At 63.1% G+C, this 15457-nt stretch carries 11 protein-coding genes; 5 read left to right on the forward strand and 6 right to left on the reverse strand.

Features of this window, described 5'->3' with window-relative positions:
* Window positions 1–221: 221 nt before the first annotated feature.
* The gene (gene ligD / locus VPA02S_RS20545) at window positions 222–2801 is read right to left on the reverse strand and encodes a DNA ligase D (RefSeq protein WP_062365446.1); all 2580 of its coding nucleotides are present in this window, start codon (window positions 2799–2801) and stop codon (window positions 222–224) included.
* A 179-nt stretch (window positions 2802–2980) separates the two neighbouring features.
* Here ligD and VPA02S_RS20550 point away from each other — a divergent pair, with 179 nt between their 5' ends.
* A complete protein-coding gene (locus tag VPA02S_RS20550; protein WP_062365447.1) occupies window positions 2981–3160 on the forward strand; it encodes a DUF3606 domain-containing protein in 180 nt (59 codons plus the stop codon).
* A 9-nt stretch (window positions 3161–3169) separates the two neighbouring features.
* Here VPA02S_RS20550 and VPA02S_RS20555 read toward each other — a convergent pair whose 3' ends face one another.
* Together VPA02S_RS20555 and ku are read right to left on the reverse strand one after the other, a co-directional pair.
* A complete protein-coding gene (locus tag VPA02S_RS20555) occupies window positions 3170–4033 on the reverse strand; it encodes a tetratricopeptide repeat protein (protein ID WP_244883693.1) in 864 nt (287 codons plus the stop codon).
* Window positions 4030–4971, reverse strand: a complete 942-nt coding sequence (gene ku / locus VPA02S_RS20560; RefSeq protein WP_062365448.1) for a non-homologous end joining protein Ku — start codon at window positions 4969–4971, stop codon at window positions 4030–4032. The genes VPA02S_RS20555 and ku overlap by 4 nt, the downstream gene beginning before the upstream one ends.
* 564 nt (window positions 4972–5535) lie before the next feature.
* Between ku and VPA02S_RS20565 the strand changes: the two genes are divergently transcribed.
* Both VPA02S_RS20565 and VPA02S_RS20570 read left to right on the forward strand, forming a co-directional pair.
* Complete coding sequence (locus VPA02S_RS20565; protein ID WP_062365449.1) at window positions 5536–6852, forward strand: DUF4365 domain-containing protein; 1317 nt, start codon at window positions 5536–5538, stop codon at window positions 6850–6852.
* Window positions 6853–6856: 4 nt separating this feature from the next.
* The gene (locus VPA02S_RS20570) at window positions 6857–8314 is read left to right on the forward strand and encodes an argonaute/piwi family protein (RefSeq protein ID WP_062365450.1); all 1458 of its coding nucleotides are present in this window, start codon (window positions 6857–6859) and stop codon (window positions 8312–8314) included.
* Window positions 8315–8814: 500 nt separating this feature from the next.
* Here the strand turns inward: VPA02S_RS20570 and VPA02S_RS20575 are convergent, their stop codons facing one another.
* The 3 genes from VPA02S_RS20575 to VPA02S_RS20585 form a co-directional block, all read right to left on the reverse strand.
* Window positions 8815–11070: a UvrD-helicase domain-containing protein gene (locus VPA02S_RS20575; RefSeq protein ID WP_062365451.1), complete on the reverse strand. Its 2256-nt coding sequence runs from the start codon at window positions 11068–11070 to the stop codon at window positions 8815–8817.
* Window positions 11067–11927: a hypothetical protein gene (locus tag VPA02S_RS20580; protein ID WP_155736626.1), complete on the reverse strand. Its 861-nt coding sequence runs from the start codon at window positions 11925–11927 to the stop codon at window positions 11067–11069. Before VPA02S_RS20580 ends, VPA02S_RS20575 begins: the two co-directional genes overlap by 4 nt.
* Window positions 11928–12232: 305 nt before the next feature.
* Window positions 12233–13156 carry an SOS response-associated peptidase family protein gene (locus VPA02S_RS20585; protein ID WP_062365453.1) on the reverse strand — a complete coding sequence of 308 codons (924 nt, stop codon included), beginning with the start codon at window positions 13154–13156 and terminating at the stop codon, window positions 12233–12235.
* A 168-nt stretch (window positions 13157–13324) separates the two neighbouring features.
* Here VPA02S_RS20585 and imuA point away from each other — a divergent pair, with 168 nt between their 5' ends.
* Both imuA and VPA02S_RS20595 read left to right on the forward strand, forming a co-directional pair.
* Window positions 13325–14167 (forward strand): translesion DNA synthesis-associated protein ImuA, encoded by an 843-nt coding sequence (gene imuA / locus VPA02S_RS20590; RefSeq protein WP_062365454.1) that lies wholly within the window; start codon window positions 13325–13327, stop codon window positions 14165–14167.
* Entirely contained in the window at window positions 14109–15455 is a 1347-nt protein-coding gene (locus tag VPA02S_RS20595) for a Y-family DNA polymerase (RefSeq protein WP_062365455.1), read from the forward strand. The genes imuA and VPA02S_RS20595 overlap by 59 nt, the downstream gene beginning before the upstream one ends.
* Window positions 15456–15457 lie beyond the last annotated feature (2 nt).

A 15457-nucleotide genomic window follows, 5' to 3' on the forward strand; every position in this document is an offset into this window, starting at 1 on the left:
AGTTGTCTTGTACTCGGCTTCTCGATCCAGCGGTGGCGAGATGGTTGAGGGAATCACGATGAGGCCGAAGGTGCCCGCCTCGGCATGCTGCCGGACCCTCGGCGAACCGCCTGGCGAGATGCTGCATGTGCTTTCGTCTCGCGGCGCATCTTCGCGAGTTCGGGCCGATCACGACCTCGTGTGTTTCGTGGTTCCACGTTCGGGGCGTTGGCACAGCGCGTTCATACCTTCTTTGTGAAGCCAAGCACCTTCATCGGCTTGGTGAGCGTCTGCTTGGCTTTCCAGTACCCCTCCCATGGGTCACTGGCCTGGAATGACAGGTGCTCGCGCGCGGTGGCGATCGTCCATTGCGCACCGCTTTTCAGGGTGGCGAGATCCTCCCAGCTCACAGGAACCGAAACGCCAAGGCCGGGCCGGGCGCGCGCCGAGAACGCGGCCGCTGTCGTCGCGCCGTGCCCATTGCGCAAGTAGTCGACGAAGAGCTTGCCGACCCGATTGGACGGGCCGCTCTTCGCGACAAACCGCGACGGTATGGCCTTCGCGAGATGCTGCACGATCGCTTGCGAGAACGCCCTGACCGTGTCGTAGCCGAGTCTGGGCGCCAAGGGCACGACGACGTGGAGCCCTTTGCCGCCGCTTGTCTTCAACCAGCACTCGAGGCCCAGCTCTGAGAGGAGCGTGCGAACGAGCGTGGCGGCCTCCTGCACATGCTGCCAGGTCGTGCCTTCGCCCGGGTCCAAATCAAAGATCATCCGGTCCGGCTGGTCGATGTTCCTGGCGAGCGAGTTCCACGTGTGGAACTCGATGACGTTCATCTGCGCCGCATTCGCCAGCGCCTGCGCCGTGCCCACCTCGAGCAGCCCCGCGTGCCCGGGCCACAGCTTCTCGTCGAGCGCCTTGACGCCGGGGATGCTCAGCTTGTCGTCGTGCTTCTGGACGAACAGCTCTCCTTGGATACCCGTGGGTCCCCGGACCAGCGAACAGGGGCGGCCTTGGAGATGCGGCAGCATCCATTCGGCCACCGATTCGTAGTAGCGCACCAGGTCGAGCTTCGTGAGGCCCGTGCTCGGGTCGATGACACGCTCGGCGTTGCTGACCTTGACGCTGCCCGTCGCCGCCTTGCGGGCCGGCTTCGACGGTCCGGGGCCCATCTGCTTCGCCGTCTCGCGCACGATGGCGCTGGCGGGCTTGTCGGTACGGAGGGAAACGTACGACGCATGCCGGATCTGCCCCTCGGGGGTCCACTCGGCGAACTCGACCTCGGCGACGGTGACCGGCTTCACCCACCGTTCGCTGCCGGCCACCCGTTTCGACCACCGGCCCGGCTTGCTGGCGCCGGCAGAGAACGGCGGCTTGGGCACTTCGAGCTTGGCGAGCTTGCGCTTGAGGCCCTGCGCCTCCGTGGCATCCCAGCCCGTGCCCACGCTGCCGACGGAAACCAGCTCGCCGTTCGGACCATGCACGCCAAGCAGGAGGCTGCCGATCTGCGGCGATCCGTCGGTCCGGTCGGTGTAGCCGCACACCACGAACTCCTGGCGCTGCTTGCACTTGAGCTTGAGCCAGGTCTCCGAGCGCCTGGACACATAAGGCGCGTCCAGGCGCTTGGCGATCACGCCCTCGAGGTTCATCTGGCAGGCCGAACTGAGGATGGAGGACGGGTCGGATTCGAAATCGGCGCTGTACCGGACGTGTTCCGTCGCCCGTTCGTCCAGCAGCGCCTTCAGCAGCTGGCGCCGCGCGCCGAGCGCCACCTCTCGCAGGTCGTAGCCTTCGAAGTACGGAACGTCAAACAGGAACAGCACGATCGCGTCGCTGCCCGCGCCGCGGTCAAAGGCTTTTTGCAGGGCGTTGAAACTCGGCAGGCCCTCGTCGTTCAGCACCACGATCTCGCCGTCGAGCCAGGCGGACTTGAGGCCCAGTTGCCCCAGTTCCTGAACCAGCCGCGGCATCTTGGCGGACCAGTCATGGCCGCCGCGGGTGATGAGCGAGGCCTTGCCTGCCTGGATCCGGGCCATGACGCGATAGCCGTCGAACTTGATCTCGTAGACCCACTCGCCGACAGCCGGCACGCCGGACGCGAGTGTCGCGAGCTGGGGCGACATCGTGGCCGGCATGGGCGCCTTCTTCGCGCCGGGAACGGCAGCCTGCGCCTTGGCACTTTTCTTCGAGGTCGGCGTGGGAGCGCCGGTCTTGAGCTTGGTGCGTGGTGCAGACGCCGGCGGCGCCGCGGTACGCAAGGGTTTCGCGATGACGCTGTCGGGCAGCGCGGACACGACGTCGTAGTCCGCCTTCGTGCGAGCGAACCCGTCGCGCTTCTTGAACAGCAGCCAGGGCTCCTGCTTCTCGCCGCCCTTGGCGATCTTCACAAGTTCCCAGAGCCCTTCCATCTTCTGGCCATGCAGTCGGAAGACCAGTTTTCCTTTGGACAGGCCCTCGTGCGGATCGCCGACGGGCTCCCAGGTCCCGTGGTCCCAGACGATGACCGTGCCCGCACCGTACTGCTTCGGAGGAATGGTCCCCTCGAACGAGCCGTAGGACAGCGGGTGGTCCTCCACGTGAATCGCCATCCGCTTGTCGGCAGGGTCGTAACTCGGCCCCTTCGGCACGGCCCAGGAGACGAGGACGCCGTCGAGTTCCAGCCGGAAATCGTAGTGCAGGCGTGACGCATCGTGCTTCTGGATCACGAAGGACAGGGCTTTGCCGGGCTTGGCGCGCCGACCGCGCGGCTCCGAGGTGATCGCGAAGTCCCGCTTGGCCCAGTACCGGGAGAGGGGATCGGCGGTGGTGTCGCGGGCGGCCATTGCTGGACTGTGGGCACGTGCCGATGATCTTGGAGACGGCCGTCGGCGCATCCGGCTGTGGGACTTGCCTTCCAACCGGACTCGGCCCCGTCCGGCGTTGCGCTTGCGGCGGCCGAGGGACCTTTGCGGCTCGCCGTCGACCTGGTGGTCGGCGAACAGCCCATGAGCAGGAGACCCATATGGCAGACGACAAGAGCAAACCGGGCGGCCAGGACCGCACGCGGATCAACGTGAACGAGGACTACGAGCTGCGGGATTGGTCGAAAAAGCTCAAGGTCACACCGGAACAGTTGAAGGCTGCGGTGAAAGCCGTCGGCACCAGTGCCGAAGCGGTCGAAAAGCATCTCAAGGGCAGGTAGCCGCGGCGGCTAGGCATCTTCGTCATCCATTTGCGCCGACGGCTCGCGCGTCAGGCGCCTGTAGGCGCTGAAATGCCGCAGGGCGGCCTGGGGATTCCCGAGCTGCTCGTGCAGCCGCCCAAGGTTGTAGTGGGCATCCGCCAACCCCGGGTCGAGTTCGAGCGCGCGGGCGTAGGCCTGCGCCGCGGCCGTGAGTTGGCCCGCATCTTCCAGCGCGATGGCGTGGTTGAAGTGCACGGGCGCCGAAGCTGAGACGGCCGGAAGCGCTTCTTCGTACAGCTGAATCGCCTCGGCGCAACGCCCGTTCTCGCACAGCAGTGCGCCCAGGTTCAGGATGGCGTCCACGAAATCCGGTGCTCCCTCGAGGGCCGACCTGTATGCCGCCTCGGAGCCCACCGGGTCTGTCTCTTCCAGCGACGCACCGAGGTTCACGAGATCCGCCGGCGACGGGTCGGCGGCGCTGGCGGCGTTCACCGGATCGATGAACGCAAGCTCTCCGTCGTTCGACGTCACTTCGAAATCCATCAGCATCTGCCCCGAGGTCGCTTCCCAGGTGCTGCCCCGGGTTCGCACGGCGACCTCCTCGCCCACGGCGGAAATTCGCAGCCCCGTGAGAGGCAGCTCTCGGGGCAGGGAGGACCTCAGACTTTCCAGGGACCGCAGGATCTTGCGAGGGGGAATGTGTGCTCGCTGGAGGTCGTATGCCGTGCGCAAGAGCATGACGTCCTGGAAGGCGAAGCGATGCTCGTTGCGGCGGCCGCGCGTCGGCGAGACGAAGCCTGCACGCACGAGCCGGTCGATGATGGCCCTCGAGATGCCCAGCATCTGCTGGACCTTCCGAACGGTGTAGCCTTCCGCCGCCTTGGCGTTCACTTCTTCGCTCGTGCTTGGGACGGCGCCGGGGCAGGTGCGGGTGCCGGGGCCCTCGCCGGCGCCCGGCGTGCCGACTTGCGCTCCTTTGCCTCGAGCATCGGGGTGACGTTGGTTCGCGTCGACTTGTCAGTCGGCTTGCCCGACCGAGCGGCGGACGCAGCGGCCCTGCTGCCGAGGCTGGCCTTCAGTGCGTCCATCAGGTCGATGACCTGGCCGGTGGCGGCATCCTCGCTATGGGCGGAGGCCACGATCTGCTTGCCGGCGATCTTCTCGTCGATGGCCGCAAGGACCCGTTGCTTCTCCTCGTCCTCGAACTGGGTGGGATCGAAGGTGTCCTGGGAGATCTGGTCGATGAGTTGAAGCGCGAGCTGCAACTCGGCCGGCGCGACGGTGACCTTTTCGATGTCCAGGTCCTGCAGGGAGCGGACCTCGTCCGCGTACAGGAGCTGCTGCAGGATGAGGCCGTCCTCGACAGGGCGGACCTGGACCACATGCTGTTTGGCCTTCCATGCCCACTTCGCCAGCGCGCAGCGGCCGCTCTTGCGCATTGCTTCGGCCAGCAATGCGTAGGGCTTGCCGCCCCGCTTGTCCGGGGCCAGCAGATAGGCCTTGTCGTAGAACACCGGGTCGATGGTCTTGATCGGAACGAAGGCGACGATCTCGATGACGTGGCTGCTGCCTTCCTCGAGGGCCTTCAATTCCTCAGGCGTGAAGAGGACGAAGTGGTCTTTCTCGAACTCGTAGCCCTTGACCATTTCCGATCGCTCGACCACCTTGCGGGTTTTCTCGGAGATGTACTGCTGCTTCACACGCTCGCCGCTCTTGGTGAGCATGTTGAAACGGATCTCGCTGGAGCTCTCCGTGGCGGAATAGAGGCGCACCGGGATCGAAACCAGGCCGAAGCTGAGCGTGAGCGACGCGATTGAACGGGCTGCCATGCGGACTCCTCAACACCTCTGAAAGGCGACCACACCTGCCCGCGGCAGGTGAGACGAAGATGCTAGATCTTGGGGGTGTCGCGCGTCAACTGAGCCAACTGCGCCATGCTTCGTAGGAGAAACTCCGTCACGATCTCGGAGGGTGATGCACTCTTTGCACCCCTCGGCATTACTCCAAGAGGCCAATCAATCGACGGGGGGCGCCGCAAGACGACGAGTATCGTTTCATGGAACTCCTGCACAGACCTCCCTCTGGCTTCACTCGCACCGCGGACACTGGCTTTCGACAGCGGTGTGGCGCTGGTAGAGGAAAAGCGGAGAAAGCAATTGCTCAGGGAACGCCTCGATGCCAACCGCTGTCAATTGTCGCCAGCCAGCGGCATGTGGTTTATTGGACTTACTGTTGGTGCATGGCAGTGCATAATTTGAGGAAAATACAGCATAGGTGCTACTGCTCGTCTATGCATTGGATTGAGCCTATAGCTGCTTCTTGAAGCGCGTTGGCCTCGCTAACTACTTGGGAGCAGCTGCCTACCGGCAACCAGCTAGGGAGACGGAAAGAGGATGTCGGACAAGAAGCTGACGGACCAACAACTGCTCGGTGAACAAGGAACTTCCCTCATCAGCCTCGCCGTTTCCAGGATGGGATATGTCTGGAGACCGACATCTCAGCACGACACAGGCATTGACGGTGAGATTGAGATCAGAGACGCAGCATCGGGCGTGGTTTCGGGTTTGTCGGTCAAAGTTCAGAGTAAGGCTGTCTCGAACTTCGAAGGCGAGACCGACGAGGGCTTTGAATACCTGGCGCAGCAGCGAGACGTGGACTACTGGCTGCAGCACAACGTCCCCGTGATCCTTGTCGTGTCGAGGCCTCGCACCGACGAGGTTTTTTGGCTTCCTGTTCGCGATCCCTCCGGGCGGGTCCAAGAGCGAAAATTCCACTTCGTCAAGAGCCAGAACCGGCTCGACGCCAGCGCGGCCGTGGGGCTTGCGGAGCTTGTAAGGACACAGGCTCAAGGCACCCGAGGGATTGCACTGCGACGCCCAGAGCGCCTCATCAGCAACTTGATTGCGGTCAGATCTCTGCCGGCCCGTCTGTTTCTGGCTGAGACGCCGCACCATCAACCCAAAGCGATGGGGCAGGCCCTGAAGGGCCGAGAGCTGACATTTGAGAACGTGGTCCGCAGCAAGCAGGTATTGACGGTGCGCGACCTGACCGAACCTCAATATTCATTCCTGTGTGACCGAGGAACAGTTGAGGACTTCCCTGTCGAGCAGTGGTCTGCATCGGATGACCCAGTAGTTCAGCGCGAATTTGTGTGGCTGCTGAATAGCTGCTTGCGCCAGTTCCTTCGATCCTCGCCGGGAAGGGTTTTGTTCGACAAGAGCTCTAGTGTCTATTTCTTCCCTGCGCAGGAGGCTGGCACCCCGACAGTGCTCAGCTATCAAGCGCAGAAGAAGCTCACGTCACGAGAGGTCGTGAAGGTATTGGTGAACAAAAAGAAGGGGCACGTCATGGGCCACAGGCACTCGGCTATGAACGCCCAATTCGTCAGGTATGGCGATTCCTGGTATCTGGAGGTCAGTCCCACCTATTACTTCACAGGGCCTGACGCCATGAAGCCAAGTAAGTACGCGGCCGAATGGACCACAGGCATAAAGCGCCTCGAACGCAACAACGCGGTACTTGGCCAGTTGGGCATGTGGGCCGAATTCCTGAATCCACCAACGGACCTTTTTGCCGAACCGTATCCTCACCTCAGTTTTGGGGAACCGCTGACGTTCCAGTCCGAGCGCGGCCTAGACGACGCCGTTTGGACTGCAGGGGACGAAGAAGCTCCACTTGCCGGCAATGAACTCCCCCTCGGCCTCTTCTAGAGATATGAAGCTAGATTTCCTTGAAGAGCCAGAGCTCGAATTCGGTCGGCACGGCCGCCACGTGGACATCAGGCAAGGCCTAAAGTTGTATGGCCCTCTCGATACCGTAGATGACGACGTGCGGCGCATACGAATCGGAATCGTCGGTACTCAGCAGACTATCGACGGGCTGCGTCGCTGGCTAGGGCGATGTGCAACTGGAGTTGAGGCCAAGAAAAGTCGCCAGCCAAACCTTTTTCCAGACTTCCCTGGCTTTGGAGACAGTTCGCCGTTTCGAGCGTCCTTTGAGATTGACGATGCGTCGTGCCGAATCATTCCGCCGCGAGACCTCCGGGCCCTGTCGGACCACGCCCATTACGGCGCGCTGATTCGTGGCGTGGAGCTATTAGCCAATGAAATAAAAGCCTTGTCCGAAGAGATCAGGCCTGCTGTCGTGCTGGTAGCGCTGCCTCCCGAACTCGTAGGACTGGATGAGGACGAAGACGACCGCGAGGCGAAGACCAAGGACGTACCTCAGGGTGAGAAGGAGGAGTTGGCCTACGGAACTGACTTGGATCTTCATCACATGTTGAAGGCCGAAGCGATGAAGTTCGGCCAGCCAATCCAGATCGTTCTGCCGACCACCTACGACTCCACCGCGAAGGCGAAGGCAGACAAGCTGGATGGAAAGCGAAGGCTTCAAGATGAAGCCACCCGCGCATGGAATCTGCATATCGCCCTGTATTACAAGGCCAACTATCGGCCCTGGCGCATGGTGCGCAACCCGAACGATCTGAAGACTTGCTTCGTCGGCATTAACTTTTATCGCTCCCTGGACAAGGTCAACCTCATGACCAGCATGGCCCAGGTCTACGACGAACGGGGCGAAGGCGTGATCGTGCGTGGAAAGCCGGTAGCCTTGAAAAAGGACGATCCGATTCCGCACCTTTCCAGCGAGGATGCTTTTACGCTGATCGTCCATGCCCTCACCGAGTATCGGCGGGAGCATAAGCACTCACCTGCCCGTCTAGTGCTGCACAAGAGCTCGAACTTTAGCGCGGAAGAGTTGTCGGGCTTCAATCGAGCAGTCGAGGATCAGCGCCTCGATACTGCTGACTTCCTGGTGGTGGAGAAGAGTTTCACGCGATTGTTTCGGGAGGGCAGCTATCCGCCGTTGCGAGGGACGCTGCTGAGTCTCGATGACCGCAATCATGTCCTGTACACAAAAGGAAGCGTTCCCTACTACTCCACGTTCCCGGGCATGTATGTTCCACGCACCCTTCGATTCAAGATTGCTCAAGGCGACGAAAGCCCCCGCAAACTTGCCGAGGAGATTTTGGCGTTAACTAAGCTTAATTGGAACAACACACAGTTCGATGGGGGAGAGCCGATCACTATGCGAGTTGCTCGCCAAGTCGGGAAGGTTCTCAAATACGTCGCGGTCGACGGAGTTGTTCAGCCAAAATATAGCTTCTATATGTGATTTCAAACGGCGAGGAGCGGCTTTGAGTGCGGAGCCGTCCTTGTAGAACAGTAGGTACGGGCCTGTTCCCGACAGTTTCTGCGCACGAACCTCTGCGTCTGCAGGTGAGTGGAAGCGTGGCTAGGGAATTGAAGTGCGTGCCGCTGGCCAGCCCTCGACGCAGAAGTTGAATGACCGGTTCCTCTGCAAGCAGTCTTCGGATGGCTGGGTCGCCACCTACCGTTTGCAGTCTGGAGCGGTCTTACCCCAAACGGCGCATTCGCAGCGCTTGCGGCCGGTCACCCGACCGATTCTCATAGGCTGCTCCCGGCCGGCCAGGAGGGGTCACTAATTAATTGCCTGCGAAATTTTGTACCCCTACCTGCCAGCTTCGCCGCGTCGGCCTGAATCGCCTCGACGCGATTCAAAGTGTGGTGCGTTACAAACTGTCCTTCGATAGACCATGTGCGGAGCCGGATGGAGTTGAGCCTCACATAGCCTGGTCGTCGGAACCCTGTCTATCACGGCAAATCACTGATTTCGATCACATCCAGCGCGCCGTTATTGAGGGCATGCCGCAGGACACGTGATGGACCACCACGCTCGTCGGACGAATAGATCTCTAAGACCTGTTCAGCCCGGCTTGCCCCAAGGTAGACGGTCGAGACGAACCTGCGGAGAGCGCCTGTCGAATATGGGCCGTCCTCGACCTCTCCGTCGTTCACCTCAATAAGGTAGACCGTATCGAACTGGATTCCCGCGACGAAGTCCGGCATGCTGAAGACGAAGCGCTTGCCGGCGTGTCGAAGGCTGGACAGTTGCTCTCTGTCCGAGATCGGCAGGAACCAGTCGGCGTACTGCCCGGCTTCCGAGTATTTCTTGAAGAGCGCTTCGCTGGCGCACAGCACAGCCACGCGCCGCCCCTTCTGCAGCGACTTCGCTCGCTCGCGCGCGCGAGGGAAGACGCAATTCCAGATGTCGAGCGTGCTCTTCGCCCGAACCAGGATAGGCTGCGAGCCGCTCTGCTTCATGCTTCCCAGGCCAATCGGACGCCAGTCAAATCCGAGCTCTTCTGAGATGCCTGCAGCCGGGAAGCCCTGGTCGATCCACTCCAGAACACGCGCGATCTCCGGCGTGTACCTGAAACCCTCGGCGAGATCGAATCTCTCAGTCTCGCCCAGCCGCATGTCGCGGGACAGCCCGGCCACTCCGCCTGGCGCGTCGTGCAAGCCATTAAAAGTGTCGCGAACACTCTGCTTGCTGTCGTAGGCCATGACCACGACCGGCGCCTTGGCGTCGTCGCGCATCAGGTGATGCAGCGTCATCCGCTCCTGCCGGTTGAACAGGTGGAGCTCATCGACGAAGACGGCGTCGAAGCCCTCGCGTTGCCTGATGTTGTCCCAGCGGTTGCTATCGAGGAACCCCAGGTAGTCAGCGATCATCTGGTCGGTGCCGAGCACACCCATCGACTTCAAGAGGCTGCGGAACCGGTCGTAAACCATGAGAATGACGCGTCGATCCTCAATGTCAGGCAAGGACATCATCCAGGACTTGCGCTTCTCGTTAAGGTATCGCTCGCGCCGCTCCGCCGACTGCCTTACGCCGTCAGCCTCGAGCACGCATGCGATTTCGTTTGCAATCTCCCTCGCGAACGTCTGATACGCCGGTGTGCCGCGGGTGCTCGACATTCCCTTGCGAAAGTCTTCGCTGCAACGGGATTTGGCAGTCACCCAGTCGCTGCGCTGGACGCGCTCGATCTCTGCTTCGATTGCCTCCAGTTGCAGGGCGCGCCCCTCAAGGCCGTCGGAGGACAACGGCTCCAGACCGTCGAGGTTGTACTTCATCGCCTCGTTGGCGAGCTCCTGCAGGGTGCAGATCTTCACGAACGTCGACTTGCCTCTGGACAGGATACCGTCGTGATCCATGGACGCAATCGCTTGGGTGATCAGCTCGACCGTCGCCTGGCTGTGCGTGAGGAAAAGCGAGCGATAGCCCTCGGTGTCATCCACGTGCTTTCTGAGCTCGCTCACGAACTTGACCACGAGCGACAGCGTCTTGCCCGTGCCAGCCGCGCCCACCAGTCGCAAGCTCTTGGTCAACGGCACGTTGACGAAATCCATCTGCGGCTGGGTGAGCAGACCATCCAGCCATGCATCCAGACTGCGCCCGAGCGTCACGCGATTGGCCAGCTCAGCAAGTTCGACCTTGGTGTCGTCGTGGCGTGCCGCAGCCGGAGGCCGCGACAGCATCGCAATCACCGCGTCGTCCAATCCGGCCAACGCAGCGTCAAATATCGTGTGGTCGACTTTGACGGTGTATAGGTCGCGCTTTTCTCGGTTAATGTTGTAGGCGAAGACGTGGCGGGTTCCGCGAGGGTTCAGGTCCACTTCGATTCGCGCATGCTCGCCTGATGCACCGCTGTTGGACCTGAAGGAGACAAGACTCTTCGCGTGATACGGCGCCCAGGAAATTGGCAGCGGATGCCGCCCGGCCGTCTGCTCGGATCGGCCCAGTCGAACCAGGCGCATGAAGGCTTCGGGTCTCTGCTTGGCCTCCAAGTAGCCGAACAGGCCCTTTTCCCTGATCTCGATGACCAGAAGATGCGAATCGGCATCTGCCTTCGGGCCGAGCAAATAGATGGTTTGCCCAATCTCCTCCCGGCTGACGCCTTCGGGCAGCGATTCTTCTGACCAGGTAGTAAACCAGTCGACATCAAAGTCGAACCCGGCTTGAAGGCGATCCAGCGCCGAAGAGTCGATAGCAATCGCGTTGGTCATTGCAGCGCTTCCATCTCAGTCTTGATCTGTTCAGCAATCCATCCGAACGCGGCATCGCGGTCTACCTCGAACTGCTTGGGCATCCCGATCCTCGCGAAGAGCATGCCGAACTGCTGCGCCAGCGCGTGGCGGAACGTCGGGGCCAGGCGGCCGACGCGGACAAAGCTGTTGTCGACGTCCTTTGCCGCGTCCAGCGAGGTGAAGCTGCGCTCGAACGGGATGAAGGTCAGTGCGCGAAGTTTCGCGACAAACCCCAAACCTGGCACGTCCGGGACGCTGGAGATATAGAAGAGGTCCAGGGGCAGGTCTTTGGAATTCAGTGTTCCAAAGACGGTTTTCAGTTGTGCGCTCCGCGTCGGCATCTGCGCCTGGAGTGCGCACAGAGCATCGATTCCAGAATAGCGATCAGTCGAGGAATCGACGAAGTTATTCGCTGCCTTCAGTGCAACGCATTCCCTCTTGATGAAGCTCTTTTGGTCATCAACGGGCAGGTTCAGCTCAGCCTCTATCTCCTCGGGCTTGGAAGCCAGGATCCACGCTTTAACGTGCTCCGCCGATAAGTCTCCGTTGTCTGCACTCTTCTCACGCCAGCGTTTGTTGACCCACTCTGCGGCCTTTTCGAAGCGCTTCTTCAGCGCCGCCTGTGCGAGCCCCCTCGCGTGCTCGCCCAACACGTGATTGGCGAGCAGGTCCAACTGGACACACGCCAGGCCCGCTTCGCCGTATTTTCCGTTGGCGATATCGCAATCGGCAGTGACAACAACTACCAGATTTGAGTTGCCGTCGCCACGTACACGCTTTAATACGTCGCCTTGCCGCACAGGTAAAGCAGCATCGACGCGCTCGCAATCTTCCATATTTCCCCCATAGATTGCCTTTGGTTTAAGTGTTTATAGCCGCAGAGCACCGACCTTGGTGCGCTTAGCGCGAAATGTCTGAAGCGGCAAGGCAACAGGTCCATCATCGCTGAAGGAGACTGCGTCGGCAGTCGCTCCAAAACATCTTTTGGATGTTGTCGCCTCGCTTCGTTAGGAATCGAAAGCTCGTCTTGTTCCACTGCAATGGAAGGCGGCTCTGAGTAGATTGCCACCAGTCGCCGATCACAGGTCGGACGACTGCACTCAGTCTAAAGTCGCTATCGGGAATGGGGGTGGGCCTGCATCTATGCCGCCAGCCTGTGCTCGTAGTACGGCCGCTCGCGGTCGTCGAGGACTGTGTACGAAGCCCCAAGGTTCGCGCGATCCGGCCTCAGCCACGCATCGACGTTCTCCGGCTTGATGGGGATGATGCAACGGTCGTGGCCCACCGCCGCGATTTCTGCCGGAGGTTCATCGGAAATGGCAGCGAACGAGAGCAGGTCGGGCTCGCCGGGCGCCGACCATGCGGACCAGAGGCATGCGACCAGCATGTCCTGCTGCGGCCGCGGCCTGAACTCGAGCACCACATCCTCGCCATCCCGCTTGACGTGCTCATAGAAGGCATTCACGACCATGAGCCCGTGCGACAGACCGAAGACGTCCTTCCAGAACCCTTCCAGGTTGTCGCGCCGGGCGATGTAGGTGCCGGGATAGAGCGCATCGAACTTTGCGGGCTTGCCGGCGGGCCGGCACTGGTAGCGCATGGGCTTGACCACCCGCTGCCCGTCCTCCCAGATCATCACGGGGACGTACACGCCCGGAAAGATCCTTGCGTCTCGCGGTTCGAGCTCGACACGGTTCAGGTCCGCCAGCTTGCCGAGACCCCACTCGATCTTCGCCGTGGCGATCCGCACATCCTCCGCGGCCTTCTTCGTCGCCTTGACCTGGAGCTTGCGTTCGGCGTCGGCGAGCCGTTTGCGCTGCGTGAAGAGGTCCTGCTCGAGCGCCATGGCCTGTTCGGCGTTGAAGGCGTCGATCAGGCCCTTGATCTCCCGCTCCTCGTCGGACTCCGGGTTCATGAACGCCGCGTCGACCGCCTTCGGGATCTTGATCCTGGGGTTGCCCTGGCGCTCGTAGTACAGCTTGGCGAAGGCGCGCAGCGACAGGACGCCGCCGAACTGGCGGAAGAACCGCTTGTAGTCCGCGCGGATCTGGGCTGAGTAGCACATGCGTCCCATTGTGGCGGCGGTGCCGGCTTCGCCGGACGGGGATTTTCCTTGGGCGTGCGGCCTGTCGGATTTCACAAAGCGGCATGGCCAGAGCAAATTTGTAAACCTTCTTGCTCACTTCCCTGCACCGGATGGATACTGTTCATCCATACAGTATCTGGAGTCCTTGTGGCCATCCCCCTGTCATGGGCCGATGGCGATGAAGCGCCATCGGCCCGCGAAAGTTCACCGCCGTCGGAGCGGCCGCGGCGCCCGGCCGTCGTGCTGCCGCACGCGGTCGAAGCGGCCGTCTGGCGCGGCGATGCGCTCGGCACCCCGGTCACTTCGGCCGTGAGCACAGGGTTCGAGCGCCTGGATGCCGAACTGCCGGGCGGCGGCTGGCCCTGCCAGTCCCTGACCGAAGTGCTGCAGGTCCAGCCCTCGGTGCTCGAATGGCGGCTGCTCGCGCCCGCCATGCGCACGCTGGTCGGGCAGGGCCGGCAGATCGTCGTCATCGGCCCGCCGAAGGCTCCGCACCTGCCGGGGCTGCGCCACCTCGGCCTCGACGAGCGCCACCTGGTCTGGATCGCCGCCGACAAGCCCGTCGAGCGCCTGTGGGCGACCGAGCAGCTCATCAAGGCCAATGCCGCCGGCATGCTCGTGAGCTGGCTGCCGCAGGCCCGCCAGGAGCAGATCCGTCGGCTGCAGGTCTGCGCCCAGGGCTGCGACGGACCCGTCATCCTGTGTCGGCCGGCCGCGGCCGAGCACGAGTCGTCGGCCGCCCCGCTGCGTCTGCAGGCGCGCTTCGGCGTCGACTGGGAGCTGCGCATCCACCTGCTCAAGCGCAAGGGGCCGCCGCACGAGGGGGAACTGACGCTCTCCTCGGTGCCCGGTGGCCTGGAGGCCATCCTCACGCCGCGCCTTCGCCACCCGAGCCGCCTGATCGCGGCGCGCCAATCCCGGGAGCTTTCCCATGCTGTGGGCAGCCCTTCTTCCCGACAGCCTGCCGGCCGACCCGCAGCCGCGCACTGAGGCGCTCGATGCCCTCGCGACGTGGTGCCTGCAATTCACGCCCCGCGTCGCGGTCCTCGAAGCGCTTCTGCCGTGCCCAGCGGTTGTCATGGAACTCGAACAGAGCGTGCGCCTGTTCGGCGGCAAGCGCCGGCTGGTCGAGCGCGTGCGCGAGGAATGCCCCGACCTCGGCGTGCGGCAGCTGAGCTGGGCGCCGACCAGCCTGGCCGCGCTCGCGGTGGCCCGGGCCGGCCTGTCGAACGGCTTCGCCAAGCCGCTTGTTCAGCTCCTCGACGCGCTGCCGATCGAAACCCTGACGCAGGTCGCCGCCCACCAGGCGACGCTCGCCCGTCTCGGCTGCCGGACCTTGGGCCAGGTGCGGGCCCTGCCGCGCGGCGGCCTGAGCCGCCGCTTCGATGCCCAGCTGCTCGCCACCCTCGACCAGGCCTACGGGCTGCGCCCGGAGACCTATCCCTGGGCGCAGCTGCCGGAGACCTTCCGCGCCAGGCTCGAGCTGATGGCGCGGGTCGAGCACGCGCCCGCCATGATGTTCGGTGCCCGCCGCCTGATGCTGCAGATGGCCGGCTGGCTCATGGCCCGGCGATCCGGCGTGACCGCGTTCACCTTGCGCTGGTGCCATGACGCGATGCGCGCCAGGACCGCCGGTGACGGCGGCGAGCTCACCGTGCGTACCGCGCAGGCCACGCGCGACACCGAACACCTGATGCGGCTGCTGGCCGAGCACCTGGGCAAGGTCGAGCTGCTGGCGCCCGTGGGCGACCTGGAGCTGCTGGCGACCGAAGTGCAGTCGCTGGAGGAGAAGAGCCTCTCGATGCTGCCCGAGGCCCGGCAGTCGGGCGAGAGCCTGGCGCTGGTGCTCGAGCGCATCGCAGCGCGGTTCGGGCCCGACCGCGTGCTGCGTCCGGTCATCCTCGAAGACCACCGGCTGGAGTGGATGTGCCGCTGGCGTCCGGCGCCCGAACCGGCGCCACGGGCGCGGTGCCGCACGGTCGACGTGCCGCAGCCGACCTTCATCCTGCCCAAGCCCTTGCGCCTCGCGACCCAGGCCAACCGTCCGATCTACCAGGGCGTGCTGCAGTTGCTCGCGGGTCCCCATCGCGTCGAGGGCGGATGGTGGGACCGCACGACGCAGGAAGGTGAAGAAGGTGAGGGCGGACAGGAGACCACGCGCCAGGCGAGCCGCGACTACTGGGTGGCCGTGAGCGAGCACGCCGGCGTGCTGTGGATCTTCCAGATGCGCCTGGCCCAGGACGAGACGGCGTGGTTCCTGCACGGCACCTTCGCCTGAGA

The sequence above is a fragment of the Variovorax paradoxus NBRC 15149 genome (assembly GCF_001591365.1).
In the GTDB taxonomy this organism is placed as follows: domain Bacteria; phylum Pseudomonadota; class Gammaproteobacteria; order Burkholderiales; family Burkholderiaceae_C; genus Variovorax; species Variovorax paradoxus.